Annotated in this window: 21 protein-coding genes; 3 read left to right on the top strand and 18 right to left on the bottom strand. The window is 67.5% G+C overall.

All coding sequences use genetic code 11. From position 1 onward, the window contains the following. Positions 1 to 163: 163 nt before the first annotated feature. Together RSO68_RS12765 and RSO68_RS12760 are read right to left on the bottom strand one after the other, a co-directional pair. On the bottom strand, positions 164 to 781 hold the full coding sequence (locus RSO68_RS12765; protein ID WP_089846001.1) for a glycine zipper 2TM domain-containing protein: 618 nt from the start codon (positions 779 to 781) through the stop codon (positions 164 to 166). Between the two features lie 319 nt (positions 782 to 1,100). Further along, positions 1,101 to 2,297: a glycine cleavage T C-terminal barrel domain-containing protein gene (locus RSO68_RS12760; RefSeq protein ID WP_089845999.1), complete on the bottom strand. Its 1,197-nt coding sequence runs from the start codon at positions 2,295 to 2,297 to the stop codon at positions 1,101 to 1,103. A gap of 291 nt (positions 2,298 to 2,588) precedes the next feature. Between RSO68_RS12760 and RSO68_RS12755 the strand changes: the two genes are divergently transcribed. Further along, entirely contained in the window at positions 2,589 to 5,156 is a 2,568-nt protein-coding gene (locus RSO68_RS12755; protein WP_315586843.1) for a GcvT family protein, read from the top strand. Positions 5,157 to 5,210: 54 nt separating this feature from the next. Here the strand turns inward: RSO68_RS12755 and RSO68_RS12750 are convergent, their stop codons facing one another. Then, positions 5,211 to 6,272, bottom strand: a complete 1,062-nt coding sequence (locus RSO68_RS12750) for a GlxA family transcriptional regulator (protein WP_315586842.1) — start codon at positions 6,270 to 6,272, stop codon at positions 5,211 to 5,213. A gap of 281 nt (positions 6,273 to 6,553) precedes the next feature. Between RSO68_RS12750 and RSO68_RS12745 the strand changes: the two genes are divergently transcribed. Beyond that, on the top strand, positions 6,554 to 8,287 hold the full coding sequence (locus RSO68_RS12745) for a formate--tetrahydrofolate ligase (protein ID WP_315586841.1): 1,734 nt from the start codon (positions 6,554 to 6,556) through the stop codon (positions 8,285 to 8,287). 46 nt (positions 8,288 to 8,333) lie between these two features. Here the strand turns inward: RSO68_RS12745 and RSO68_RS12740 are convergent, their stop codons facing one another. The 7 genes from RSO68_RS12740 to RSO68_RS12710 form a co-directional block, all read right to left on the bottom strand. Then, positions 8,334 to 9,479, bottom strand: a complete 1,146-nt coding sequence (locus tag RSO68_RS12740; RefSeq protein ID WP_315586840.1) for an iron-containing alcohol dehydrogenase — start codon at positions 9,477 to 9,479, stop codon at positions 8,334 to 8,336. A gap of 33 nt (positions 9,480 to 9,512) precedes the next feature. Continuing rightward, positions 9,513 to 10,895 carry an aldehyde dehydrogenase family protein gene (locus RSO68_RS12735; protein ID WP_315586839.1) on the bottom strand — a complete coding sequence of 461 codons (1,383 nt, stop codon included), beginning with the start codon at positions 10,893 to 10,895 and terminating at the stop codon, positions 9,513 to 9,515. Positions 10,896 to 10,930: 35 nt separating this feature from the next. Further along, positions 10,931 to 12,301, bottom strand: a complete 1,371-nt coding sequence (locus RSO68_RS12730) for a glutamine synthetase family protein (RefSeq protein WP_315586838.1) — start codon at positions 12,299 to 12,301, stop codon at positions 10,931 to 10,933. Positions 12,302 to 12,400: 99 nt separating this feature from the next. Next, positions 12,401 to 13,453 (bottom strand): TRAP transporter substrate-binding protein, encoded by a 1,053-nt coding sequence (locus RSO68_RS12725; protein ID WP_089845985.1) that lies wholly within the window; start codon positions 13,451 to 13,453, stop codon positions 12,401 to 12,403. Positions 13,454 to 13,603: 150 nt separating this feature from the next. Next, a complete protein-coding gene (locus RSO68_RS12720; protein ID WP_315586837.1) occupies positions 13,604 to 14,926 on the bottom strand; it encodes a TRAP transporter large permease in 1,323 nt (440 codons plus the stop codon). Next, entirely contained in the window at positions 14,926 to 15,522 is a 597-nt protein-coding gene (locus RSO68_RS12715; protein ID WP_089845981.1) for a TRAP transporter small permease subunit, read from the bottom strand. The genes RSO68_RS12720 and RSO68_RS12715 overlap by 1 nt, the downstream gene beginning before the upstream one ends. Then, the gene (locus RSO68_RS12710; RefSeq protein ID WP_315586836.1) at positions 15,515 to 16,312 is read right to left on the bottom strand and encodes an N-formylglutamate amidohydrolase; all 798 of its coding nucleotides are present in this window, start codon (positions 16,310 to 16,312) and stop codon (positions 15,515 to 15,517) included. Before RSO68_RS12710 ends, RSO68_RS12715 begins: the two co-directional genes overlap by 8 nt. 148 nt (positions 16,313 to 16,460) lie before the next feature. Between RSO68_RS12710 and RSO68_RS12705 the strand changes: the two genes are divergently transcribed. Next, positions 16,461 to 17,339, top strand: coding sequence for a MurR/RpiR family transcriptional regulator (locus tag RSO68_RS12705; RefSeq protein WP_315586835.1), 879 nt, complete (start codon positions 16,461 to 16,463; stop codon positions 17,337 to 17,339). Positions 17,340 to 17,407: 68 nt separating this feature from the next. Here the strand turns inward: RSO68_RS12705 and RSO68_RS12700 are convergent, their stop codons facing one another. The 8 genes from RSO68_RS12700 to RSO68_RS12665 form a co-directional block, all read right to left on the bottom strand. Further along, the gene (locus RSO68_RS12700) at positions 17,408 to 18,700 is read right to left on the bottom strand and encodes an NAD(P)/FAD-dependent oxidoreductase (RefSeq protein WP_315586834.1); all 1,293 of its coding nucleotides are present in this window, start codon (positions 18,698 to 18,700) and stop codon (positions 17,408 to 17,410) included. A gap of 147 nt (positions 18,701 to 18,847) precedes the next feature. Then, positions 18,848 to 19,924 carry a polyamine ABC transporter substrate-binding protein gene (locus RSO68_RS12695; RefSeq protein WP_315586833.1) on the bottom strand — a complete coding sequence of 359 codons (1,077 nt, stop codon included), beginning with the start codon at positions 19,922 to 19,924 and terminating at the stop codon, positions 18,848 to 18,850. Positions 19,925 to 20,030: 106 nt separating this feature from the next. Beyond that, positions 20,031 to 21,398 (bottom strand): glutamine synthetase family protein, encoded by a 1,368-nt coding sequence (locus tag RSO68_RS12690; protein WP_089845972.1) that lies wholly within the window; start codon positions 21,396 to 21,398, stop codon positions 20,031 to 20,033. Positions 21,399 to 21,454: 56 nt separating this feature from the next. After that, the gene (locus RSO68_RS12685) at positions 21,455 to 22,519 is read right to left on the bottom strand and encodes an ABC transporter substrate-binding protein (RefSeq protein WP_315586832.1); all 1,065 of its coding nucleotides are present in this window, start codon (positions 22,517 to 22,519) and stop codon (positions 21,455 to 21,457) included. Between the two features lie 38 nt (positions 22,520 to 22,557). Continuing rightward, positions 22,558 to 23,355 carry an ABC transporter permease gene (locus tag RSO68_RS12680; RefSeq protein ID WP_315586831.1) on the bottom strand — a complete coding sequence of 266 codons (798 nt, stop codon included), beginning with the start codon at positions 23,353 to 23,355 and terminating at the stop codon, positions 22,558 to 22,560. Beyond that, complete coding sequence (locus RSO68_RS12675; protein WP_089845966.1) at positions 23,352 to 24,275, bottom strand: ABC transporter permease; 924 nt, start codon at positions 24,273 to 24,275, stop codon at positions 23,352 to 23,354. The genes RSO68_RS12680 and RSO68_RS12675 overlap by 4 nt, the downstream gene beginning before the upstream one ends. A gap of 10 nt (positions 24,276 to 24,285) precedes the next feature. Then, entirely contained in the window at positions 24,286 to 25,407 is a 1,122-nt protein-coding gene (locus tag RSO68_RS12670) for an ABC transporter ATP-binding protein (protein WP_315586830.1), read from the bottom strand. Positions 25,408 to 25,437: 30 nt separating this feature from the next. Further along, on the bottom strand, positions 25,438 to 26,730 hold the full coding sequence (locus tag RSO68_RS12665) for an NAD(P)/FAD-dependent oxidoreductase (RefSeq protein WP_315586829.1): 1,293 nt from the start codon (positions 26,728 to 26,730) through the stop codon (positions 25,438 to 25,440). Positions 26,731 to 26,995 lie beyond the last annotated feature (265 nt).

Here is a 26,995-nt window from a genome sequence, read left to right as displayed (position 1 = left end):
ACGCGCTGATCGGGGCCTGGCGCTGGGCGTTCTGCTGGCCTGAGGCGACTGACCTGGGACGCGGCCCGGCCGCATCGCCCACCCTCAACGACCGCGCCCCAGCCAGAGATGGCCGGGGCGCGGTCGTTGGGGATAGTGACGCCGAGATGGGGCGCGATGGCGCTCAGGTCTCCTGGGCGACGTCGTCCCGGGAAGAGACGGCGTCCCACTGGGGACGCCCCTCCTCGAGCAGCACCCGGTCACCCTCAGGGGGGGTGTCCAGGCGAGTGGTCTCGACCCGCTCGCCGCGGCGCCAGGTGACCTCATAGCCCTCGGTCTCCTGACGGGTGTCGACCACGGTGCGGCACTCCTGGCGAGTGGTGGTGCGCGGCTGGGACGCCGCCGCCTGGGCGTGCTGGCGCGCCTCCACCCGCTCCTGAACCTCACGGCCGGCCAGGCCGCCGCCGATGGCCCCGGCCACGGTGGCGATCTTCTTGCCGCTGCCGCCGCCGACCTGGTTGCCCAAGAGCCCACCGACGATGGCGCCGGCGGCGGTGCCCAGCACGCGGTGGGGATCGCGGCTGGCACCCTGTCCCGCCGGGGCCTCCTGGGGCGGCAACTCCACGACCACCTGCTCGCAGACCTCGCGGGGCGTTTCCACGGTGCGCGTCAGGGTCTCGACGTTGGTGATCTGGGCGTATTCGGGCCCGCGCTGCGCCTCCTGGACCTGCCAGGCCCCGAGGGCGATGCCGCCCAGCCCCAGTACGGCCAGGGTGGAGCCCACCACGATCGACTTGCTCATCTTTCACCTCCTGGAAGACGCGGCTGCGCCTCATGACTGTCACGGACGGTTGTCACGGTCACCGGGAGATGCGTGACGAAAAAAGGGTGCGATGGCGATGACGCCTCCTGCGTCACTCGCTGATCGCACCCAGTATACGGTGCCGGCTCCCCGGACTTCAGTACTCCCCCGCTGGTTTCACAATCCCTGCCCCGCTGTCGGCAGACGCCGACAGCGCAGGCTTCGCCGCCTTACCGGCGTAGTGGGTCGCACCCAGCGACCGGGACGATGGCCCAACACCCGATGCCCAGGGCCGCCGACGCCAAAGGTCGTTCACGAATCAGCCCTTGGGAATGTCCTTGCGCGGATCATGGAACGGCTTGGGCACCACTACCGCATCCTGCACGCCGGTGTTGGCCTCGATGCGCAGCGACGTGCCGAGTTCGGCGTGGGAGACCGGCACCATGGCGTAGCCGATGTTGCGCTCCTGGCGCGGCGAGCGGGTGGCCGAGGTCACCTTGCCGATCACTGCCCCACTGCTGTCGTGGACGGGGAAGAAATCGACCATCGAGCCGTCGGTGAAGTAGCCGATGCTCGGACCGTCGATCTCCACGCCCACCAGCTTGCGGGAGACACCCTCGGCCTTGATGCGCTCCAGGGCCGCGCGCCCGACGAAGTCGTCGTCGCCGCGCAGGTCGACCATCCAATCGTAGCCCATGCCCACCTCGAAGGGGTTGGTGTCGTACCAGATGTCGCAGCCGAAGGCGAGGATACCGCCCTCGATGCGACGGATATGACAGGGGCCGATCACCTGCATGCCGTGGGGCCGCCCCGCCTCGAAGACCCGCTGCCAGAGGGCCTCGCCGTGGCGGGTCGCCTCGCGCAGATAGATCTCGTAGCCGATCTCGCCGGAGTAGCCGGTCCGCGAGATGACCACCGACATGCCGTCGAGTTCCGCCTCCATGAGGTGGTAGTAGGGAATCTCCAGCACCCGCTCGCCAAACAGGTCCACCATCACCGCCTTGGCATGGGGCCCCTGGACCTGCACCGGCGCCACGTCCACCTCGCGGATGGTGACGTCCAGCCCGGCGTGGTAGGCCAACCCCTGGCACCACAGCAGCACGTCGCTGTCGGCCAGCGACAGCCAGAAGCGGTTCTCCTCGATGCGCAGCAGCACCGGGTCGTTGATGATGCCGCCGTCATCCGCGGTGACGAAGACGTACTTGCACTGGCCGACCTGGCAGTGGCGCATGTCCCTCGGCACCAGCCGCTGGGTGAAGGTGAAGGCATCGGGACCCGAGATCTCGATCTGGCGTTCCACGCCCACGTCCCAGAGGGTGACGCCCTCCACCAGCGCCCAGTACTCGTCGACGGGGTCGGTGTAGAGGCGCGGATGATAGTGATGGTTGTAGACGCTGTACTTGCGCACCCCGTGGCGCCGCGAGGCGTAGAAGAACGGCGACTTGCGGATCCGCGGGTAGAGCAGGATCTCCGGTGCCGTCTGGGTGTGGTCGATGCGTTCGATGACCTGGGACATGATCGTCTCTCCTGTGCTGATGCGGGGCCCTGCCATGCGACCTCGAGGCGAATGCCGGAAGGCCGTTCATGCCCTCGAAACTAGTCCCCCGGGCTCGCCCCCGCGGCACCAGCGGCGACTGCCACTTTGGTCTCAGCGACAGCCGGGGCATGGCGCCCGGCTCCGCTCACCGCGCGGCGCCCGTCACGGTCGCCGCGGGCAAAGAACCGGTCGGCCAGAGCAAACGGGCCGCGCCGGCCTGGCTTATGGTGAAGCCAAATGCGGCGAGCGCATCGGCATCGGAGAGCGGCCATGACAACACTACCCAAGCACGCAGACGCGGTGATCATCGGCCAGGGCGGCATCGTCGGCGCCTCGGTGGCCCACCACCTGATCGAACTGGGATGGACGAACCTGGTGGGTCTCGAGAAGTCCGCCATTCCCTCGGACATCGGTTCCACCTCCCACGCCTCGGACTTCTGCTACATGACCGCCCACGACAAGATGTCGTGCTACACCACCACCTACAGCCGCGAGTTCTACGAGCGCCGGGGGCACTACCAGCGGGTGGGAGGCATCGAAATCGCCCGAGTGGGCGACGAGGCGCGCATGGCGGAGCTTAAGCGCAAGGTCGCCTCGGGCAAGGCCTTCGGCACCAACGCGCGGCTCATCGGGCCGGACGAAGTTGTCGAGCGCTTCCCGCTGCTCGAGCGCTCGATGATACTGGGGGGCCTCTGGGACCCCGACGCCGGGCTGGTGGTGCCCCGCTCGCAGCAGGTCGCGGGGGAGCTGATCGAGCAGGCGGTGGCCTCGGGCAGTCTCCAGGCCTTCGCCGACACCCCGGCCACCGACATCGACGTCCAGGACGGCCGGGTGCGTGGCGTCATGACCGCCCGGGGCTATATCGCCACTCCGGTGGTGATCGTCACCTCGGGAATCTGGGGCCCGATCCCCGCGGCCATGGGCGGCGCCAGCCTGCCGCTGATGCCGGTGGAGCACCCGCTGATGTTCTTCGGCCCCTTCGACGCCTTCGCCGGCACCGGCAAGGAGATCGGCTATCCGCTGCTGCGCGATCAGGGCAACTCGGCCTACCTGCGCGACACCGGCGATCCCAAGAGCACCGAGGGCGGACAGCTCGAATGGGGCTACTACGAAGCCTCCGCGCCGCGCCTGGTCGCCCCTACCGACATCCTCGAGCGTGAGCAGGCACGGCTCTCGCCCTCCATGCGCGACCTGGAGATCGACCAGGTGATGGAGGCCTTCGAGCGCGCCATCGAGCTGACCCCGATACTCGGCGAGCTGGGCTGGGACGAGAAGCACTCCTTCAACGGCCTGCTCTCGGTCACCACGGATGGCGGCTCGCTGGTCGGCGAGGCGCCGGAGACCCGCGGCCTGTGGCTCTGCGAGGCGGTCTGGGTCAAGGACGGCCCCGGCATGGGCAAGGTGCTGGCCGACTGGCTGACCCACGGCCGCCCGACCCTCGACCCCCACGGCATCGACATCGCCCGCTTCTACCCGGTGCAGAAGACGCCGCATCACGTCGTCGGACGCTGCCGGGAGATCGCCCAGAAGATCTACGATCCGCCGGTGCACCCTCGCGAGCCCTTCGCGACGGGCCGCAACCTGCGCCGCAGCCCCTTCTGGCCTCGCGAGGAGGCCCTCGGCGGCCACTTCATGGAGGTGGTGGGCTGGGAGCGCGCCCACGGCTACGGCGCCAACGAGGCGCTGCTGGAGCGCTATGGTGACCGCGTGCCCGAGCGGCCCGACGAGTGGGACGGCCGCCACTTCTGGCGCGTCTCCAACGCCGAGCATCTCGCCCTGAGCGAGGGCGTGGGCATGATCAACCTCTCCCACTTCGCCATCTTCGACGTCACGGGCATTGAGGCCGAGGCGCTGCTGGAGTATCTCTCGGTGGCGCGGGTGGGGGGCGAGACGCCGCTGGGCAAGGGGATCTACACCCACTTCCTCGATGATGCCGGCGGCGTGCATTCCGACCTCACCGTGGTGCGCCTCGCCGCGGACGGCTTCCGGGTGATCTGCGGCGGCGACACCGGCCACCGGGACCTCATGTGGATGACGCGGATGGCCGAGGCCCGGCAGCTGACGCGCCTGCACGTCGAGGATCGCACCGACGGCCTGGCCACCCTGGGGCTCTGGGGCCCGGAGGCGCGGCGCACCCTGCAGGCACTCGCCGACGATCCCGCGGCACTGGAGGATGACGCCTTCCCCTTCGCCACGGCCCGCGAGATCCGGGTGCGGGGCCTGCCGATCTGGGCCTTTCGCATCTCCTACGTCGGCGAGCTGGGCTGGGAGCTCTACCTGCCGTTCAGCTACGGGCTGACCCTCTGGGACCTGCTGTTCGAGCAGGGTGTGACGCCGGTAGGCATCGAGACCTACGCCAACAGCCGGCGTCTCGAGAAGAGCCTGCGGCTGCAGAACGTCGACCTGCTGACCGAGTACAACCTGGTCGAGGCGGGCCTGGCGCGTCCCAAGGTCAAGCCGGTGGAGTTTCATGGCAAGGCCGCCTACCTGGCCCATCGCGAGCGCCCTCAGCAGCCGGCTTACCTCTGCACCCTGACCATGACGGATCACCATGACGCCCGGGGCGTGGCGCGCTACCCGGTAGGACACTCGCCGATCCTCGACCCGGACAGCGGCGAGGTGCTGGTGGATGCCCTGGGGCGCCGCTCCTACGTGACGAGCATCGCCTACGGCCCTTCAGTTCAGAAGATCATCGCGCTGGGCTATCTGCCGGTAAGCCACGCCCGGGTCGGCCAGACGCTGAGCATGGAGTACTTCGGCGAGCGCTATCCGCTGAGGGTCGAGGCGGTCGGCTATCGTGCCCTCTACGACCCGGACAACCTGCGACCCAAGAGCTGACAACGAGCAACGACGAGCCGGGGGGACGACGTCCCCCCGTAACCTTTACAACCCTTAGACTTCCTCGACCCGCGGCGCGTCGGGGCGACCCTCGCCCGGCGACTCCGCCGTGCCGACCGCGCGATCACTGCGCCGCGAGCGCTCCCGGCTGGGCGAGTGGCCGAAGCGATCGTGGTAGCACTTGGTGAAGTGCGGGGGCGAGATGAAGCCGCAGGCCAGGGCCACGTCGGTGATCGGCATATGGGTCTGGCGCAGCAGCAGGCGGGCGCGCAGCAGGCGCAGGTCCATGTAGTACTTCAGCGGCGGACAGCTCACGTAGCGCTGGAAGAGCCGCTCCACCTGGCGGCGCGAGAGATCGGAATAGCGGGCCAGCTCGTCCAGGGAGAGCGGCTCCTGCAGGTTCGCCTCCATCAGCGTCGCCAGCTCCTCGAGCTTGGGATGGGTGCGGCCGAGGCGCACCCGCAGCGGGGTCCGCTGGCGGTCGCCTACCTCGCGAATCCGCTCATGGATGAACTCCTCGGCAATCGCCTCGGCCAGCGCCAGGCCCTGCTGGCGGCCGATCAGGGTCAGCATCATGTCCAGGGGCGCGATGCCGCCGGAGCAGGTGTAGCGGTCGCGGTCGATGACGAACAGCTGCGGGGTGAAGGTTACGGCGGGAAACATCAGCGCCTCGTGGATGCTCGAGATGTGCTCCCAGTGCAGGGTACAGCTGTAGCCGTCGAGGACCCCGGCCTGGGCGAGCACATAGCCCCCGGTGCACACCCCACCCAGCGGGATGCGACGCCGGGCCAGCCGGCGCAGCCAGGCGAGAGTATCGCGATCGCAGCAGTGCTGGACGTCCATGCCGGCGCACACCAGCACCAGATCCAGCGACAGTCCATCCTCCATGGCGCAGTCCACCGCCATCTCCAGGCCACTGCTGCCCCGCACGGGGCGACCATCAGGGCTGACCAGATGCCAGGTATAGAGCCGGCGGTCGGCGAGGTGGTTGGCCATGCGCAGGGGCTCCAGCGCCGAGGAGAAGGCGAGCAGGGAGAACCTCGGCAGCAGCACGAAGCCGATGTCGTAGTGGTCCTTGTTCGGGGCATGCAGATTCGGGGAATGCAGGGATTCCATCGATTGCCCTCCTCACCATCGTCGCCTACCTGGACTCTAGTCAGAGTTTCTTCCCCGCAACAGCGCCGCGGCTTGCGCATCGACGACGCGCACTTTGCTCGCGGCGCCGCGACTCGCCCAACGAGGCCCTGCGCCCGGCCTTGAGGTGTCGCTGCGGCCAAGCCTGCTGACGCCCACGGGCAAGCTCTCGGCCCGGCGGACACGAATACTGTAACTAAAGACGACTGAGGCGATCGACGTCCCGGTAGATGCCCCAGGTGAATGACCCAGGAGACGCGGCGATGACGAGCCAACCGCACGACCTCGGCCAGGCGCGAGCCTGCCCCCCCAGCAACCTGGCGATCGCCCGAGACGCCCGGCTGTGGCCCATCGAGGAGATCGCCCACCGCCTGGGCGTGCCCGGAGAGACGGTGGAGCCCTACGGGCGGGGCATCGCCAAGCTGGACCTGGCCGCCGTAGACGCGCTGGCTGAGCGTCCCCGGGCGCGCTACGTGGTGGTCTCGGCGATCACTCCCACGCCGCTGGGCGAGGGCAAGACCACTACCGCCATCGGCCTCGTCCAGGGCCTCCAGCAGCTCGGCCACGCCGCCACCGTCACCCTGCGCCAGCCCTCCATGGGCCCGACGCTGGGCATCAAGGGCGGCGCCGCCGGCGGGGGCTACAGCCAGGTGGTGCCCATGGAGCGCATCAACCTGCATCTGACCGGCGACATCCATGCGGTCTCCGCCGCCCACAACCTGCTGGCGGCGATGATCGACAACCACCTCTATCACCGTCTGGGCAGCGACCTGGACCCGCAGACCATCACCTGGCCGCGGGTGATGGACATCAACGACCGCGCGCTGCGCCATGTCGTCACGGGACTCGGCCCACCCGCCGACGGCCTCCCCCGCCAGAGTGGCTTCGAGATCACCGCAGCCTCCGAGGTCATGGCGATCCTCGCCCTGGCGACATCACTACAGGACCTGCGGCGCCGCCTGGGGCGGATCCGCGTCGGCACGACCCACGACGGCGAGCCGGTCACCGCCGAGGAGATCGGCGCGGCGGGCGCCATGACCGCGCTGCTCAAGGAGGCGATCAAGCCCAACCTGCTGCAGACCCTCGAGCACGCGCCGGCACTGATCCATGCCGGCCCGTTCGGCAACATCGCCCATGGCAACTCCTCGATCGTCGCCGATCGCATCGGCCTGCACGGCGGCGACTATCTCGTCACCGAGGCGGGCTTCGGGGCCGACATGGGGGCGGAACGCTTCTTCAACATCAAGTGCCGCGCCTCGGGGATGGTCCCGGATGCCGCGGTGCTGGTGGTCACGGTGCGGGCCCTGAAGTTCCACTCCGGGCGCTATGCCGTGACGCCCGGCCGGCCGCTGCCCACGGAGATGCTGGCGGAGAGCCCCGAGGACGTGCACGCGGGCGGCGCCAACCTCGTCAAGCAGATTGACAACCTGCGCGCCCACGGCGTCACCCCGGTGGTGGCGATCAACGCCTTCCCCTCCGACCATGCCAGCGAGCACGCCGCGATTCGCGACATCGCCGAGGCCGCCGGGGTGCGGGCCGCGGTATCCACCCACGTGCGTGACGGGGGCATCGGCGCGCTGGAGCTTGCCCAGGCCGTGGAGGCCGCCGCCGAACAGGGCAGCGACTTCCACCTGCTCTATCCCGACGAGATGCCCCTGGACGCCAAGATCGAGCGCATCGCCACCCGACTCTATGGCGCCGCCGATGTCACCTTCAGCCCCGAGGCCCGCCGCCAGCTCGACCTCTACCAGCAGCAGGGGCAGGGACACCTGCCCGTGTGCATCGCCAAGACGCATCTCTCGCTGTCGTCGGATCCAACCCTGCGCGGCGCCCCCACCGGCTGGACCCTGCCGGTGCGCGAGGTGCGCCTCTCCGCCGGCGCGGGCTTCGTCTATGCGCTGTGCGGCGATATCCGCACCATGCCGGGCCTCGGACGCGACCCGGCCGCCGCGCACCTCGACATCGACGACCACGGCGAGATCACCGGACTGTTCTGAGCGTGGCGATCGCGGGGGCCGGACGCCAGCGGAGGGCGTCCGGCGATCACATGCAGCGGTGGAACAGCGTCCTGAGATCCTCGACGGTCAGCGCCACCGGATTGCCGCCGCAGCTGGGGTCCTGAATGGCCATCTCGGCCAGCTCGTCGATGCGCTCGGGGGTGGCGCCGAGTTCGGCGAGGGTGCGCGGGATGCCCATGCGGTCGTTGAGATCCTGCACGAAGGCCTGGAACCCCTCGAAGCCGCCCTCGATGCCCAGGTAGGCGGCCGCACTGTCGAAGCGCTCGCGGATCGCCTCGGCGTTGAAGGCAAGCACCGCCGGCATGCAGACCGCATTGGTGGTGCCGTGGTGGGCATTGAACACCGCGCCGATGGGGTGGCTCAGGGCATGGATGGCACCCAGACCCTTCTGGAAGGCGGTGGAGCCCATCATCGCCGCGCTCATCATGTGGGCCCGGGCCTCGAGATCGGTGCCGTCGGCGTAGGCGCGCGGCAGGTACTCCTTGACCAGCCGCATGCCTTCCAGGGCGATGCCCTGGCTCATCGGGTGATAGTGCGGGCTCGAGAAGGCCTCGACGCAGTGGGCGAAGGCATCGAGCCCGGTGCCGGCGGTGATCGCCCGGGGCATGCCCACCGTCAGCTCGGGATCGCAGAGCACCACCCGGGGCAGCACCCGGGGATGGAAGATGATCTTCTTCTCGTGGGTCTCGGAATTGGTGATGACGCTGGCCCGCCCCACCTCGGAGCCGGTCCCGGCGGTGGTGGGCACCGCCACGATGGGGGCGATCGCCTCGGCATCGGCCCGGGTCCACCAATCGCCGATGTCTTCGAAGTCCCATACCGGGCGCGTCTGGCCGGACATGAAGGCCACCATCTTGCCCAGATCCAGCCCCGACCCGCCGCCGAAGGCGATCACCCCGTCATGGCCGCCCGCCCGAAACGCCTCGACGCCCGCCGCCAGGTTGCGCTCGTTGGGATTGGGGTCGACCTCGGCGAAGAGCCCCCGGCCCAGGCCCGCGGCCTCGAGGATATCCAGCGCGGCGGCGGTGATCGGCAGGTCGGCCAGGCCGCGATCGGTCACCAGCAGCGGCCGTGCCATGCCCGCCTCGGCACAGGCCTCGGGCAGCTCCTTGAGCCGCCCCGCGCCGAAGCGGATGGCGGTGGGATAGGTCCAGTTGCCGGTCAGCGTCATCTCGTCACCTTCTTTAGCATGATGTTGTTTTCTCTAAGCTGTTGTTTTCTTTAAATAGTAGGACTTGGGTCGCGTGAGGTTGTGATAGCCGATCACCGAGAGGCTGCCGCCGCGCCCGGTCTCCTTGCAGCCGGTCCAGCACAGGCCCGGGTCGAGGTAGTCGGCGCGATTCATGAAGACGGTGCCGGTCTCGACCCGGTCGCCGACGCGCTGGGCACGCTCGATATCGGCGGTCCAGAGGCTCGCCGTCAGGCCGAACGGGCTGTCATTCATCAGCCGGATCGCCTCCTCGTCGTCGCTCACCCGCATGATGCCGACCACCGGCCCGAAGCTCTCGTCGCGCATCACGCGCATGTCGTGGGTCACCTCGGTCAGGATCTGCGGGGTCAGGTAGGCGCCTCCGTCGTCGGCGGGCTTTCGCGGGATATGCGCCCTCGCCCCGTCGGCCAGGGCCTCGTCGATCTGGGCGCGCACCTCGGCAGCGAAGCGCACGTGGGCCATCGGCCCGATGTCCGTCTCGGCGTCCAGCGGGTCGCCCAGGGTGTAGGCCTCGACCACCGCCACGGCCTTCTCGACGAAGGCATCATAGAGGCTCTCATGCACGTAGATCCGCTCGATCCCGCAGCAGCACTGCCCCGAGTTGAACATCGCCCCGTCAATCAGTGTCGCGACGGCGGCCTCGAGGTCGGCATCCTCCATGACGTAGCCCGGATCCTTGCCGCCGAGCTCCAGGCCCAGCCCGGTGAAGGTGCCGGCCGCCGCCTGCTCCATGGCGCGCCCTCCGCCCACGGACCCGGTGAAGTTGACGAAGTCGAAGGCGCGCTCGGCGATCAGCCGTGAGGTGGTGTCGTGATCCAGGAAGACGTTCTGGAACACCGCCTCGGGCACGCCGGCCGCGTGGAAGGCACGCGCCATCCGCTCGCCGACCAGCAGGGTCTGGGTGGCGTGCTTGAGCAGCACGCTGTTGCCGGCGATCAGCGCCGGCGCCACGCAGTTGATCGCCGTCATGTAGGGGTAGTTCCAGGGCGCCACCACCAGCACCACGCCGTGGGGCACGCGCTTGATATAGCGCTTGACCGTGGTGTCCTCGCCGACCGAGATATCGGCCAGCGCCTCCTCGGCGATAGCCGCCATGTGGCCGCCGCGCTCCTCGACGCCGCCGAACTCTCCACCGTAGCGCACCGGGCGGCCCATCATCCGCGCCAGCTCCGGCACCACCTCGTCGTTCATCGCCCCCAGCGCGGCGATGCCGGCGCGCACCAGGTCGATGCGCTCCTCGAGGGGCCTGGCCGCCCAGTCGCGCTGCGCCGTGCGGGCTCGGGCGGCCGCCTGCCGGGCGGCCTCGATCGAGAGCGCGTCGCGCTCGGCGAACACCGATCCGTCGATCGGCGAGATACATCTCAAGGTGTGACCCATCATTCTCTCCTGTTGGTGCCCGCTCGCCGCCGACATCATGAGCGCTCGAAGCCGCGCGCCACCTCGTAGTCGGTGACCACGCGGGCGAAGTCCTCCATCTCCACCTCGGCGGCCCGGGCGTAGTGATCGACCACCGCGTCGCCCATGGCCTCACGCAGCATGGCCGACCCGTATAGGGCCTCACGGGCATCGCGCAGGGTCTGCGGAATCAGCCCCGACTCCCCCTCGTAGGTGTCGCCCTCGGCGGGCGGCGGCAGCGCCAGGCGCTCCTCGATGCCCTTGATGCCGGCGGCCAGCTGCCCGGCCATGGCGAGGTAGGGATTGAGGTCCGAGCCGCCGATGCGACACTCGATGCGCACCGCCCGGGTGCCCTCGGCGCAGAGGCGAAAGCCCGCGGTGCGATTGTCCACCGACCAGACCGTGCGCGTGGGCGCGAAGGAGCCCTTCTGGAAGCGCTTGTAGCTGTTGATGTAGGGCGCCAGGAAGTAGGTGAAGTCGGGCGCGTACTTCAGGAGCCCGGCCAGGTAGTGCTGCATCAGCGCCGACATGCCCCGCGCCTCGCCGTCGTCGTGGAAGGCGGGCACACCCTGGCGCCACAGCGACTGGTGAATATGGGTGGAGCTGCCGGAATGGTCGTGGTGCCACTTCGGCAGGAAGGTGACCGCCCGCCCCTGCTGCCAGGCGATCTCCTTGGTCGCGTGCTTGGCGATGGTGTGGTAGTCCGCGGTGTCGAGGGCCTTGGCGTAGCGGATGTTGAGCTCCTCCTGCCCTGACCCGGCTTCCCCCTTTGTGCCCTCTACGGGGATGCCCGCCGCGTAAAGGTGATTGCGCAGCGGGCGCAGCACGTGCTCTTCCTTGGTGGTCTGAAAGAGGTGATAGTCCTCGTTGTAGCCGCTGATCGGCTGCAGGTCGCGAAACCCCTCCTTGCGGATCTCGTCGAGGGGCTTCTCGAACAGGAAGAACTCCAGCTCGGTGGCCATGATCGCGTCGAAGCCCATCCCCTCCAGCCGCTCGAGTTGACGCTTGAGGATGGCCCGCGGCGCGTGGGCCACCGGCTCATGGGTATGATGGTCCAGCACGTCACAGAGCAGCATGACCGTGCCCTCGAGCCAGGGCACGGGCCGCAGCGTAGCGAGATCCGGCTTCATGATGTAGTCGCCGTACCCCGCCCGCCAGGAGGTGCTGGCGTAGCCGTCGGGGGTTTCCATCTCGAGGTCGGTGGCCAGCAGATAGTTGCAGCAGTGCGTCTCCTCCCAGCCATGCTCCACGAAGTGGCGCGCGTGGAGCCGCTTGCCCATCAGCCGTCCCTGCATGTCGACGATGCACACGAGCACGGTGTCGACATCGCCACTCTCCACCTGGACCCTCAGGGCCTCGAGGGCGTCCAAAGCCTGCGCGTTGGTCATTTCTGAACTTCCTCACTGATCACCACGACGGGGCCCGTACTCGGCCGGGCCCCCTCCCTGAACGGCATGCCCCGACAGTCGCCGGGGCATGGGAGCGACTCACGCCTGGCCGTAGCGATAGGGTCGTCCGGCCTTGCGCATGTCGGCGTTGTACTGCTTGAAGATCTCGACCACGCGGGCCTTGGTCTCGGATTGCGCGGCGATCTCGTCCCAGAATTCCTGGGCCGCCGCTTCCACCTGATCCCACTCGGCATCGGGAATCGTGGTCAGCTCGAGCTTCTCGCCGTGCACGCGAAGCCTCGCCTCGCCGCCCCAGTACCAGTGCTGGCGATAGTAGTGGGACTGCTCGCAGCACACCTCGAACAGCAGCCTGAGGTCTTCCGGCAGCTCCTCCCAGCGCTCCATGTTGACGAAGAAGTGACCGATCCAGGCACCCGAGATGTTGTTGGTCAGGAAGTAGTTGGTGACGTCCGCCCAGCCCACCGTGTAATCCTCGGTGATGCCCGACCAGGCGATGCCGTCGAGCTCACCTGTCTGCACGGCCACCTCGATGTCCTCCCAAGGCAGGGTCACCGGCACCACGCCGAACTGCGACAGGAAGCGACCGGCGGTGGGGAAGGTGAAGATGCGCTTACCCTCGAGGTCCTTGAGGCTGCGGATCGGCTCCTTGGTCACGAAGTGGCAGGGATCCCAGGCCCCGGCGCTGACGTGCTTGACGCCGACCTTGGCGTACTCCTCCTCCCAGATCTCCTTGAGGCCGTACTGGTTAAAGAGCACCGGCACGTCGAGGCTGTAGCGCGAGCCGAAGGGGAAGTAGCCGCCGAAGACGGTGACCTCGGTGGGCGAGGCCATGGAGTCGTCGTCCGACTGCACCGCATCGATGGTGCCGCGCTGCATCGCCCGGAAGAGCTCGCCGGTGGGCACCAGCTGATCGGCGTAGTAGAGCTCGATCTGCATGCGATCCCCGGCGATGCGGTTGAACAGGTCGATGGCCGGCTTGGCGACGTGTTCGGCCAGGGCCGCGCCGGCATAGGTCTGCATCCGCCACTTGATGGTGGGCTCGGACGACGACTGAGCCATGACCCTCGATGCCAGCGGGGCGATGGCCGCACCGGCCGCGGCGGTGATCAGAAACTTGCGTCTTGTTGTCATTGTGTCGCTCTCCTGGTGGTGATACCGGATGGTGCGTGGATGCGGCCCCTGTCGAGGCTCTTGTTGTTGTGGCTGCTGATATGGCTGTTGTCGTGACTGACGTGGGTGTCGCCGACGGCGGCCGTCGACTGCCCGGCCCCCTTTCCCACATCAGTGCCCATAAATGTAGCCCGGAAGCCAGAGTGCGATCTGCGGAAAGAGCATCACCAGGCTCAAGGCGACGGTCATCACCAGCACGAAGGGCAGAATCGACAAGTAAATATCGCGAAGTCCGATCTGGGGCGGCGCCATGGCGCGCATCAGGAAGAGGTTGTAGCCGAACGGCGGCGTCATGTAGGCGATCTGGGTAGTGATGGTGTAGAGCACGCCGTACCAGATCAGGTCGAAACCCAGCGCGTCGACCAGCGGCACGTAGAGCGGCGCCACGATCACCAGCATGGCGGTGTCGTCGAGGAAGGTGCCCATGACGATGAAGCTGAGCTGCATCAGGATCAGGATCATCCAGGGCGAGAGCCCCAGGCGATCGGTGAACAGGTCCTCAATGGCCTTGACCGCGCCCAGGCCGTCGAAGATGGCGCCGAAGGCCAGCGCCGCCAGGATGATCCACATGAACATGCAGGAGATGGCCAGGGTCTGGCGCACCGAGACCTCGAACACCCGTCGCGTCATGCGCCCCTTGAGGATGGCGGCCAGCAGCGCGGTCATCGCCCCGACGGCGGAACTCTCGACCAGCGATGTCCAGCCCTTGACGAAGGGCACCATCATCACCGCGAAGATCACCAGCGGCAGCAGCCCGGCCCGCAGCAGGCGCAGCTTCTCGGCCCAGGAGATATCGCGCTCCTCGATGGGCAGCGCGGGCCCCAGGGACGGCTGCAGGCGACAGCGCACATAGATGTAGATGATGAAGAGCGTCGCCATCATCAGCCCCGGCAGCACGCCGGCCAGCCACAGTTGCCCCACCGGCTGGCGGGCGATCATCGCGTAGAGCACCAGCACCACCGAGGGCGGCACCAGGATGCCCAGGCTCGACCCCGCCTGGATGACGCCGGTGACCATGATCTTGTCGTAGCCGCGCCGCAGCAGTTCGGGCAGGGCGATGGTGGCGCCGATGGCCATGCCGGCCACCGAGAGCCCGTTCATCGCCGAGATCAGCACCATCAGCCCGATCGTGCCGATGGCGAGACCACCCCGCACCGGCCCCATCCAGACGTGGAACATCCGGTAGAGATCGTCGGCGATACGGCTCTCCGAGAGCACGTAGCCCATGAAAATGAACATCGGCAGGGTCAGCAGTGGGTACCATTTCATCAGCTTCATCGCCGAGGAGAACGGGATATCGACCCCGCCGGTCCCCCACAGCAGCACCCCTGCCAGGGCGCCGACGAAGCCGATCGCGCCGAACACGCGCTGGCCGGTGAACAGCATCAGCATCATCGAGCCGAACATCACAATGGCGATCATCTCGTAGGGCATCAGTCGATCACCCCGCGCAGACGGCCGATATCCCGGAAGAACTCGGCAGAGGCTTGAAGGATCATCAGAAATACCCCGAGGCACAGAATGGTCTTGATCGGCCACAGCCACGGCCGCCAGGCCGTCGGGCTGCGCTCCAGGAAGCCGAGCTCCTCGCCCGCCGCCGAGGGCCCTTGGGTCACGAAGGTGCCGACGAGGTCGAGGAAGAAGCGGAAGGGTTCATCGCCGAAGTAGCCGAGGGAGTAGGCCGTCGACACCAGCCCACCGTAGAGCAGGACGCCGAGGTAGAAGATCAGGAAGAACACCGTGATGGCATCGACCCAGGCCTTGGTTCGTGGGCTCCACTCGCCATAGAAGAGGTCCATGCGCACGTTGGAACCCAGCTGGATCGAGTAGGGACCGCCCAGCACGAAGTAGGCCACCATGACGAACTGCGCGACCTCCAGGGTCCACATCGAGGGGGTCATGAACACCTTGGAGGCCGACGACCACAGCAGCACCCCGATCAGCACGAAGATCAGGTACATCGCCATGCGCCCGATGGCGCGGTTCATGGCATCGATGGCGCCGATGTAGCGAAGGATGACCTTAGGCATCGGGCGCGCCCTCCCCTAGGCTTGACGCGACACCGAGAGTGGCCAGCGCCGGATGGATCAGCCGACACAGCTCCTCGGCGATCGCCTGTTGATCCTCGGGGGTGGCCAGCAGATCGTTGCGCACTTCGATCATCACGTTCGCGATGCCCTGACCGATGCCGTGAAGCTTGAGAGAATGGGTCACTCCGTCCTCGGGACCGTAGGGATCGTTGCGCCGAATGCACCGGTGGGACAGGCGGTGCGCCTCGGCCAGCATCGCGTCGGCCAGGCGTCGATCGGCATCGTGGAGGATGCCGATCTCAACCTCGCGGCGCTCACCGTGAAAGCTCGGCGTGAAGCTGTGCAGGGTGATCAGCACGCTGGGGATGGCGCGCGCCCGCCGGTCGGCCAGCACGCCCGTCACGGCATCGCAGAACGGCCGGTAGACGGCCTCGACCCGAGCGGCGCGCTCGGCCGCATCGAGGCAGCGATTGCCCGGCACGTCGATCACCTCCACGCGCGCCGGCATGGCGGTTTCCGCCTCTGGAGGCCGGTTGCAGTCGTAGACCAGCCGCGAGACCCGGCTCGCCACCAGCGGGGCATCGAGCCACTCACAGAGCGACACGGCCACGCCGCGAGCGCCGGGGTCCCAGGCGGCGTGACTGCGCCGATGCGCGGGCGCGAGGCCGAGCCCCTGATAGCAGGCGGGGATGTGATGCGAGGCATGCTCGCACAGCAGCACCACGGGGCCTTGGCCGTGCCGATGACGGATCTCGACGCTTGGGTTGGACTGGTCGATTACGCTTGACATCTGGGCTCCTCCACGCTCCTGTAAAGATATAGACGCGTGAATGTCAGCGTGTCAATATTTCTTCAGAGCCCGCGTCAACGCTGCTTCGCCACGCGCATCGTCGCCTGGGGGCAGGCGAAACCGCAGGACATACCGGGAAGGAAGCGCCTTGACGAACCTCGATTCCAGCGCCACCGTGCGCGCACTGATCCGCCAGCACTACTCGGCGCTGACGCCCTCGGAGCGAAAATTCGCCGATGCGCTGCTCGACAACTATCCCGCGGCAGGGCTGGCCTCGATCACCATCGTGGCAAGCAACGCGGGGGTCTCCTCCCCCACCGTGGCGCGGATGGTCAAGAAGCTGGGGTTCAAGGGCTATCCGGAGTTTCACAAGGCGCTGCTGGGCGAGCTGGAGGCGAAGGGCGTCGGGCCCACCCAGCGACGCGACAACTGGTCGGCCGAGGCGCCGGAGACCCACCTGCTGAATCGCTTCGCCCAGGCGGTCACCACCAACCTGCAGCTGACCTTCTCGCATATCGAGACGGCAAGGTTCGATGGGGCGACGCGCCAGCTGGCCGATGCCGAGCGGCGCCTCTACATCGTCGGCGGGCGCATCACTCAGGCGCTGGGCGACTATGCCTTCACGCACTTCCAGGCGGTGCGCCCCGGCGTCACCCACCTGACCTCGTCCTCGGGCACCTGGCCGCACTACGTGCTCGACATGCAGCCGGGCGACACCCTGCTGATCTTCGATATACGCCGCTACGAGACCAACCTGCTGCGCCTGGCGGAGATGGTGCACAAGCGCGGGGTGACCATCGTGCTGTTCACCGATCAATGGGGCTCGCCGATCGCGTCACTGGCCGACTTCACGTTCCACTGCTGGGTAGAGATTCCCTCGGGGTGGGATTCCAACGTCTCGACCATGATGCTGCTGGAGACCATGATCGCCGCCGTCCAGGAGCAGCGCTGGCCAGAGGCTCGGGAGCGCTACGAGCGCCTGGACGAGCTGTTCGACATGACCCATTTCTTCCGCAAGTTCAGCTGAGCGCCCTCGCCCGCCCCGCCGACGCCAACCCCTGAGCGACGCCGCTCGGCGCCGACGCTGCCTCTCGATCAGACGCCCAGGCGATCGCGCACCTGGTAGTACCAGGCGCCGACGGCGGAGAGCGGCACCCGCAGCATCCGCCCGCCGGGGAATGGCAGGTGCGGCAGGTCGGCGAAGGCGTCGAAGCGTGCCTCGCGACCGGTCATCGCCTCGGCGATCAGGCGCCCGGCCAGGTGGGTGCAGGTCACGCCGTGGCCGGAATAGCCCTGGGCGTAGTAGACGTTGTCGTTGAGCACGCCGAACTGCGGTAGCCGGTTGAGCGTCATCAGGAAGGTGCCGCTCCATGCGTAGTCGACCCGCACGTCCGAAAGGCCCGGGAAGGTCTTCTCCATCTTGGAACGAATCACCGCCTCGATGTCGGCCGGGTCCTGGCCGCCGTAGTTGACGCCGCCGCCGTAGATCAGGCGGTGGTCGGCGGTCAGCCGATAGTAGTCGAGCAGGTAGTTGCAGTCCTCGACGGCGAGGTCGTTGGGCAGCAGCGACCGGGCCCGCTCCTCACCCAGCGACTCGGTGGCGATGATCTGGGTACCGCAGGGCATCGACTTGCCCTCCAGCGCCGGCATGATGCCCTGATGGTAGGCGTTGCCGGCCATCACCACCCGCTCGGCACGCACGCATCCTCGAGGCGTGGAGAGGCGCACCGGCTGGCCGTGCTCGACGGCCGTCACCGGGGTGTGCTCATGGATCACGCCTCCCAGAGACTCCACCGCGGCGGCCTGGCCCAGCACCAGGTTGAGCGGATGCAGGTGGCCGCCGGAGTGATCGACCAGCGCGCCCACGTAGCGCTCGGAGGTCACCTCGCGCTTGACCGCCTCGCCGTCCAGCAGTTCGAGCTCACGGTGGCCATAGCGCTCCCAGAGCGCCTTGTGCTCGACAAGCCCCTTGAACTGCTTGTCGTTGCAGGCGGCGAAGAGGTTACCGTCGCGCAGGTCACAGTCGATGCCGTAGCGCGCGATGCGCTCGCGAATGATGCGGTTGCCCTCGAAGGCCATGTCGCCCAGCGCCAGAGCGGTCTGCTCGCCATACCTCGCCTCGATCACGTCCATGTCGCGACTGTAGCTGTTGACGATCTGGCCGCCGTTGCGCCCGGAGGCGCCGAAGCCGACTCGGGCCGCCTCCAGCACCACCACCCGATGGCCCTGCTCGGCCAGGTGCAGGGCCGCGGAGATGCCGGTGAAGCCGGCGCCCACCACGCACACGTCGCACGCGATCTCGCCTTCGAGGGCCGGGCGCGCCGGGGCGGGATTGGCCGAGGCGGCGTACCAGGATGCCACGTGCTCAGTGGTGGGAGAGTCGCTCATGAAGGCCTCCAGGATGGATGTTTTATTCAACTATTTTTTTCCATGATACGAGCACGAACGCCGCGAAGGCAATTATTGTGGTATTAAATAATCAACACGCAAGAGCGCCGGGGAAAGCCCCGACGTTATCGAAAAACCATGCAGGACTCAGCGACTGCGCGCCTCGCTCCACAGCTCCTGGAGCAGCTGCAGCTGATCGCCGCTTACCGAGGGGGTGAAGTGCAGCCGTGCACGATCGGCCTCATCGGGCATCACCGGCGGCTGGCGCAGCGCCTCGTCCACCATCGGCAGGGCGGCCTCGTTGGGCGTGGTGTAGAAATTATAATTGGCCAGCTGCGCGGCGACCTCCGGGCGCAACAGGTACTCGATGAAGGCACGAGCGGCCTCGGGGTTGGGGGCGCGCGCCGGGATCGCCAGCACGTCGACCCAGCGCTGGGAGCCCTCCTCGGGGATGAAAAAGCCCAGCGAGCCGTAGGTCGCCGGATCCTCGGCGCGCTTGGCGGCCAGATCGCCGTTGTAGGCGATGCCGGCCCGGATCACGCCGCTGGCGACCTGCTCGATGGCCGCCGTGGCGCCGACGAAGCCGACGAAGTTGTCGCGACCCCGGGTCTCGATGACCAGCCGCGCCGCCTCGACCCAGGGCGCCTGGCCCACGCAGTCAAAGCCGGCGCCCTGGAAGGCACAGGCGGTGCCGAAGGTGAACTGGGCATCGCCCTTGAGCAGCGCGAAGGGGTAGTCGGCGTTGACCTCGGGATCATAGAGCAGGCCCCAGCTGGGGTCAGGGTTCGCCCAGGTGTCGGTGTCATAGACGATGCCGGTCGCGCCCCACAGGTAGGGCACGGTGTAGTCACCGCCGGGATCGAAGCTCGGCGTGCGAAACTCCTCGAGGATATGATCGTGGCCCGCGAGGGTCTCGCCCGGCGCGGTCAGCGGCTGGATAAGGCCGGCATCGATCAGGCGCGGGACGAAATAGTCGGAGGGCACGATCAAGTCGTACTGAGCATCTCCCCCCGCGGTCAGCTTGGCGAAGAGTTCGGCATTGGCGTTGTAGTAGTTCTGCACCACCTCGAGCCCCGTCTCCGCCTCGAAGGCCTCGATGATCTGCGGATCCATATAGCTGGACCAGTTGAATAGCCTGAGCTTGCCGTCGTCGGCCGCCGCGGCGGCGCCAAGCGTCAGCAGCCCCAGGCCGGCCAGCGCCGCGGCGTATCTCGGTTTCAGCATCATCACTCTCCCTGATGGTCTTGGCGCACCAGGCGGCACGCCCTTTCGGCCCGGAGGGCACTCGTTCTCGAGTACCCGATCAAGCATGCTCGGATCGCTCTCTCGCCTAGACGCGCAGCAGCAGGTGCTCGCGCTCCCAGGAGCTGATGACCTGGAAGTAGGCGCGGTGCTCGGCGCGCTTGACCGCCAGGTAGCTGTTGACGAACCGTTCGCCGAGGATGTCGGCCAGCGGCTGGCAGTCGTGGAGCATGTCCAGCGCCGGGCCGATGTCGTCGGGCAGCTTGTTGCCGCCGGACCAGGCGGAGCCGACCATCGGCGGCCGGGGCTCGAGCCGGCCCAGCATGCCCAGGTAGCCGCAGGCCAGCGAGGCCGCCATCACCAGATAGGGATTGGCGTCGGCCCCCGCCAGGCGATTTTCCACCCGGGTCGCCTCGGGGGTGGAGACCGGCACGCGCAGCCCCACGGTGCGGTTGTCCATGCCCCACTCGACGTTGATCGGCGCCGAGCCGCTGGTCTCGGTGCGCATCAGCCGCCGATAGGAGTTGACGTTGGGCGCCAGCAGCGGCATCACCGAGGGCAGGTAGCGCTGCTGACCACCGATGAAGGCGTGGAAGAGGCGGCTGGGCTGGCCGTCCTCGTCGGCGAAGACGTTATGCCCCTCCTTGCTGTCGAGCAGGCTCTGATGGATGTGCATCGAGCTGCCCGGCTCGCCCGCCATGGGCTTGGCCATGAAGGTGGCGTACATGCCGTGGCGCAGCGCCGTCTCGCGCAGGGTGCGCTTGAACATCACCACCTGGTCGGCCAGGGCGAGCGGATCGCCGTGCTGGAAGTTGACCTCCATCTGGCCGGCGCCCTCCTCGTGAATCAGGGTATCCAGGTCCAGGTTCATGGCGTCGCAGTAGTCGTACATCTCCTCGAACAGCGGGTCGAACTCGTTGACCGCGTCGATGGAGAACGACTGACGGCTGCTCTCCTGGCGCCCGGAACGCCCGACCGGCGGCTCCAGCGGATAGTCGGAATCGGTGTTGGTCTTGACCAGGTAGAACTCCACCTCCGGCGCCACCACCGGCCTCCAGCCGCGAGCCGCATAGAGGTCCAGCACGCGCTTGAGCACGTAGCGCGGCGCCAGCTCCACCGGCTCACCGGTCAGGTAGAAGCAGTCGTGGATGATCTGCACGGTCGGATCCTCGGCCCAGGGCACCGGATAGATGGCGCTCGGGTCGGGCACCAGCTCCATGTCACGCTCGGCGGGATTCCAGAAGCGGATGTCCTCGTCATCGGGATAGCCGCCGGTGACCGTCTGGATGAAGATCGAGTCGGGCAGCCGCGGGCGACCGCCCTTGAGGTACTTGCCGGCGGGCATGATCTTGCCCTTGAGGATGCCGGTCAGGTCGGAGACCAGGCATTCGACCTCGGTGATGCCGTGCTTCTCGAACCAGTCGTTGAGGAGCGGCTGCTCCTGTCGGTTACTCATGGGATATTCCTTGCTCGCAATGGCGAGCCCCCGGCCCGATGCCGGGGACTCTTCGCTCAGCGGGACTGGACCTCGGACCACAGCTGCTGGAAGGTCTGCAGAGCATCGCCTTCCAGGCTCGGGGTGAAGCGCAGTCCCTCCATGTCGGCCTCGCTCGGCTGGACGGGGGGCTTGGTCAGCACCTCGTCGAGATACGGCGTGGCGGCGGCATTGGGGCTGGCGTAGTAGTTGTAGTTGGAGAGCTGGGCGCCGACCTCGGCCTCGAGGATGAAGTCGATGAACTTGTGCGCCATGTCCGGGTTGGGCGCCTCGGAGGGAATCAGCATCGAGTCCACCCACATCTCGGCGCCCTCGTCGGGAATCATGAAGTCGAGGGTAGCGAAGGAGTCGGGGTCCTCCTCCTTGAAGAACAGGTAGTCGCCGTTGTAGGAGAGCCCCACGTGGGTCACGCCTCGGGCCAGCTGCTGCAGGGCGGGGGTGCCGTCGGTGAAGCCGCTGAAGGTCTCGCGTCCCTTGGTCTCGATGAGCAGCCGCGCGGCCTCTTTCCAGGCGTTCATGTCGGTGCAGTCGTAGCCGTGGCCGAGATAGGCGCAGGCGCCGCCCATGCTGACCTGACCGTCGCCCATCAGCGCGAACGGGTGCTCGGGATTGGCCTTCGGATCGAACATCAGCGACCAGCTCTTGGGTGCCTCCGGGAAGGTCTCGGTGTTGTAGACGATCCCGGTCGTCCCCCACTGGTAAGGCACGGTGTACTCGGCGCCGGGATCAAAGGCCGGGTCCTGGAACTGCGCCATGATATTGTCGAGATTCTCGAGCTTCGACTTGTCGAGTTTCTGCACCAGGCCGGTCTGAATCAGCCGCGGCACGAAGTAGTTGGAGGGCACGATGATGTCGTACTGGGAGACCCCGCCGGCATTGAGCTTGGCGAACATCTCGGGCAATGAGTTGAAGTAGTTCTGCACCACCTCGACGTCGTAACGCGCCTCGAAGGCCTCGATGATCTCGGGGTCCATGTACTCGGTCCAGTTGAACAGATAGAGCTTGTTCTCCTGGGCCTGGACGCTGCCGGCGAGCAGCAGGCCGCCCAGGGACAGGGCCAGGATCTTCTTGTTGTTGGGCATGTCGACTCTCCTCGTTTCCCGCGGGAAGGTGCGCCGGCTCAGACGTGCCGGCGACGGCTGAACAGCAGGCTCATGATGGCGGCAATGGCCACCGCGCCGATCATCAGCGTGGCGATGGCGTTGATCTCGGGGGATACCCCCTTCTTGATGGCGCCCCAGATGTAGATCGGCAGGGTCGCGCTCTCGGGACCGGCGGTGAAGAAACTGATCACGAAGTCATCCACCGACAGCGTAAAGGAGAGGAAGAAGGCCGAGATCAACGCGGGCTTGATGGTCGGCAGCATGAAGTGGACGACCCGTTTGAACGGCGAGGCGTAGAGATCCTTGGCGGCCTCGAACAGCGTCGGGTCTAGCCCCACGAAGCGCGAATAGATGATCAACGCCACGAACGGAATCTGGAAGGTCACGTGGGCGATGATCATGGTCCCGAGTCCCGGCTGCAGCAGCCCGGTCAGGCGGTGGATCTGCACGAAGAAGGCCATCTCCGAGATGCCGAAGACAATATCCGGCAACACGATGGGCAGGTAGATCAGCACGATCAGCCAGCCGAGCTTGCGGTGGCGATGGCGATACATGCCGTAGCCGATCAGACAGCCGATGACGAGGGCAATCACCGAGGAGGTGATCGCCAGCACAAGGCTGTTGGCGAAGGCCGAAAGGATCGCCTCGTTGCCCATCAGCTGGTAGTACCAGCGCAGCGAGACGCCGGTGAAGCTGGCGGCACTGTTGGCGGCATTGAAGGAGAACAGCACCACCACCGCCAGCGGCAGGTAGAGAAACGCCAGGGTGGCCCACCAGAAGGCGGTCAGGCCGCGCTTGAGCGTGCGCTTTCTCATATCACCACCTCCTCGCCGCCACCCAGGCGCTTGCCGATGCGACGCATGGCGAACAGCCCGATGAAGGTGGCGATCAGCATCAGGATCGCGCCGGCCGCGCCGAGCGGCCAGTTGGCGCCGCCCGAGAACTGTGTGGCCACCAGGTTACCGAGCATCATGCCCTTGCCCCCGCCCAGCAGCTCAGGGATCACGTACATGCCGAAGGCGGGAATCGCCACCAGCACGATGCCGGCCAGCAGCCCCGGCAGGGTCTGGGGGAAGACCGCGTGCCAGAAGGCGCGCACCGGCGAGGCGAAGAGGTCCTGAGCGGCCTCGACCTGGGCGGTATCGAGTTTCTCGAAGGCGGCGTAGAGCGGCAGCACCATGAAGGGCAGGAAGTTGTAGACCAGGCCCAGGGTAACCGCGAAGTTCGAGGGATAGAGCCCCATGTTGGGCGCGATCAGGCCCAGCCCCTCGGCCAGGCCGGAGAGCGGCGTGCCGGGGGCCAGCAGGTTCATCCAGCCGAAGGTGCGGATCACCTGGTTGGTCCAGCTCGGCACCACCACCAGCAGCAGCATGATCGGCCGCCACTTCTCGCGGCAGGTGGTGATGTAGTAAGCGATCGGATAGGCCACCAGCACCACGAGGCCCGTGGAGACGGCCGTCTGCCACAGCGAGCGCAGCAGGGTGTAGAGGTTGCCGGGGCTCCAGCCAAGGAAACCGAAGCCCGCCAGGCGCTCGAACGACGCAAGCGAGAGCGGCATCTCCGGCAGCCCGTAGGGACCGTTGGTCATGAAGGCCACGCCCATCAGGTAGGCGCCGGGCAGCACCAGAAAGATCACGATCCAGATCGCCCCGGGGGCCACCGTGAACAGCAGGTGGCGCGCCTCGCGGACCATGGCGCGGCTGCGGGCGGACGGCATCACACCGTTGTAGGCCATGCTCGTCTCCTCATTCGCTCAGGGTGACCAGGTCGTGCGGCGCCACCGTGACGGTGACCCGATCGCCCACCTCGGGCAGGTGCCGCCCGCGATTGTTGAGGGTCGCCTGCAGGGTGGTGTCGCCGACCTCCAGGCGGTACTCGGCATGGCTGCCGCGGTAGAGCCGTTCGGCGACCACGGCCGGCAGGTGGTTGTTGCCTGCCACCTCGCCGGGCAGCAGGTCCAGGGTCTCGGGGCGGATCAGCAGCAGCTCGCCCTCCCCCGCCTCGGCGATGATGAGCTCCCCCAGCGCCGTGGCAAGCCGGCTGCCCTGCCGGCCAGTGACCGAATAGAGGTTGTCATGGCCCATGAAGCGCGCCACGAAGGCATTGATCGGTCGCTCGTAGACCTCGCGGGGCGGCCCGACCTGCTGGATCACCCCGCCGTTGAGCACGGCGATGCGATCCGACATCACCATCGCCTCCTGCTGGTCGTGGGTGACGAAGACGAAGGTCATGCCGAGGCGCTTCTGGACCCGCAGCAGCTCGACCTGTAGCTGGCTCCTGAGCCCCGCGTCGAGCGCCGAGAGCGGTTCATCGAGCAGCAGAACGTCGGGCTCGCAGACCAGGGCGCGGGCCAGGGCGATGCGCTGGCGCTGGCCGCCGGAGAGCTGGTCCACCCGCCGGTCGACGAGGTCACCGAGCTTGATGAAGTCGGCGATCTCGTCGACCTTGGCGTGGCGCCCCGCGGCGGACATGCCGCGCATCTTCAGGCCGAAGGCCAGGTTCTCGCGCACCGAGAGGTGCGGGAAGAGCGCGTAGGACTGGAAGACCGTATTCACGCTGCGCCGGTGGGGCGGCACCTCGGTGATGTCGCGGCCGCCGATGGCCAGGCGACCGTCGTCGGCATCCTCGAGGCCGGCGAGGATGCGCAGTAGCGTGGTCTTGCCACAGCCCGAGGGGCCAAGCAGGGTAAAGAACTCACCGGCCTCGATGGTCAGATCGACGCCATCCAGCGCCACGGTATCGCGCCCAAAGCGCTTGTGCAGGCCCTGCATCTCGATGGCCGATGCCTGACGCGACGTCGCGCCCTGCTCCGCCCCGTCCGCGCGGGGACGGGCCGCGGCGGCGTCCGCCGTGATGGTCTCATTCATGGGGTGCCCTCTCGGTTCTCGATGGCCCGGTTACAGCCGGTCCCGCAGTTGATAGTAATGCGTGGCCAGCACCAGCAGCGGCTTGCGAAGCAGGCGGCCGCCGGGAAAGCGGCGATGGGGCATGGCCGCAAAGGCGTCGAAGCGCTCGCCCTGCCCGGCGATGGCCTCGGTCAGCAGCTGGCCGGCGAGCCCCGCCAGCGCCATGCCGTGGCCGGAGTAGCCCTGGGCGTAGTAGACGTTGCGGCCCAGCCGGCCGAAGTCCGGCGCACGATCCAGGGTGATCGCCACGTCACCGCCCCAGCGATACTCGATGGGCACGCCTTCGAGCACCGGGAAGATGCGCGCGATCTTGTCGTCCATGCGGGTCGTGAGGTTGCGTGGCTCCCGGCCGTCGTAGCTGACCTCGCCGCCGAAGATCAGGCGGCGATCGGCGGAGAGGCGGTAGTAATCGAGCACGAAGTTGGCGTCCGACAGGGCGTCGTTTTTCGGCAGTACCTGGGCCACCTGGGCCTCGCTGAGCGGCGCGGTGGCGATCATGTAGTTGGCGGCGCGCATGATGCGTCCGGAGAGCTCAGGCACCAGGCCCGCCTGGTAGGCGTTGGTGCCGAGCACCACGAAGTCAGCGGCCACCCGCCCCCGGGCGGTGACCACGGTGGCGGGGTCGCCGTGGCGGATCTCGACGGCAGCGCTGTGCTCATGGATGGCCACGCCGGCGCGGCGCGCCGCCCGGGCCAGGCCCAGAGTGTAGTTGAGCGGGTGAAGGTGACCGCCCTCAGCGTCGAAGAGGGCCGCCGGATAAGCATCGCTCACCACGTGCTCGCGCAGGGCATCGCCCTCGAGCAGGGTGAGGGCCGAATAGTCGTAGTCGCGGGCCATGCGCTCGCGAAACGCCTCGAGCTCGCGGACGTGACGCGGCTTTACCGCGGCATGCAGGTAACCCCAGGAGAGTTCGCAGGGGATATCGTGACGCTCGATCAGCGCGGCCGTCAGGCGCACCGCCTCGCGACTCATCTCCCAGATCTCCCGGGCACGCTCGCGGCCCAGCGCCTTTTCCACGGTGGCGATGTCGGTGCCCAGGCCCGGCAGGATCTGCCCGCCGCTGCGCCCCGAAGCCCCATGGGCGATCTCCCCGGCCTCGAGCAGCACCACCGAATAGCCGCGCTCGGCCAGGTGCAGGGCCGCCGAACAGCCGGTGATGCCGCCGCCGATCACGCAGACATCCGCGCGTTGCTCTCCTTCGAGCGGGGGACAGTCGCCGAGCTCGACGGCGATGGACGCGCGATACCAGGACGCCGGATGCTCCGGCCGAGGCGGGATCGTCATACGAGAACCTGTCTGTTGTGCGCAGTGCGCTGATTGTTGTTGGTCGAAGCGATCGATGAAGGGCTCGCTCCGGCAGGCTCAGTGTGGCACCAGCACCACAATAGCTGTCAAGTATTTGACACCTGAAGAAATGATGCATTCAACGAACCGCCAACAAGTCAGTTCCAATAAAACCACTAAGACATTGTTTTTAAGCATTAAAATCTACAGATACGAGCAGGCGCGGACGAAGCCGCCGCACGAAACGGCCACCAGATATCGTCAA

Origin of the sequence: Halomonas saccharevitans (genome assembly GCF_032333995.1) — a bacterium.
Taxonomy (GTDB): Bacteria; Pseudomonadota; Gammaproteobacteria; order Pseudomonadales; family Halomonadaceae; genus Halomonas; species Halomonas saccharevitans.
Note: the sequence above shows the minus strand (reverse complement) of the source record. Positions and strands in the feature narration are given on the sequence as shown.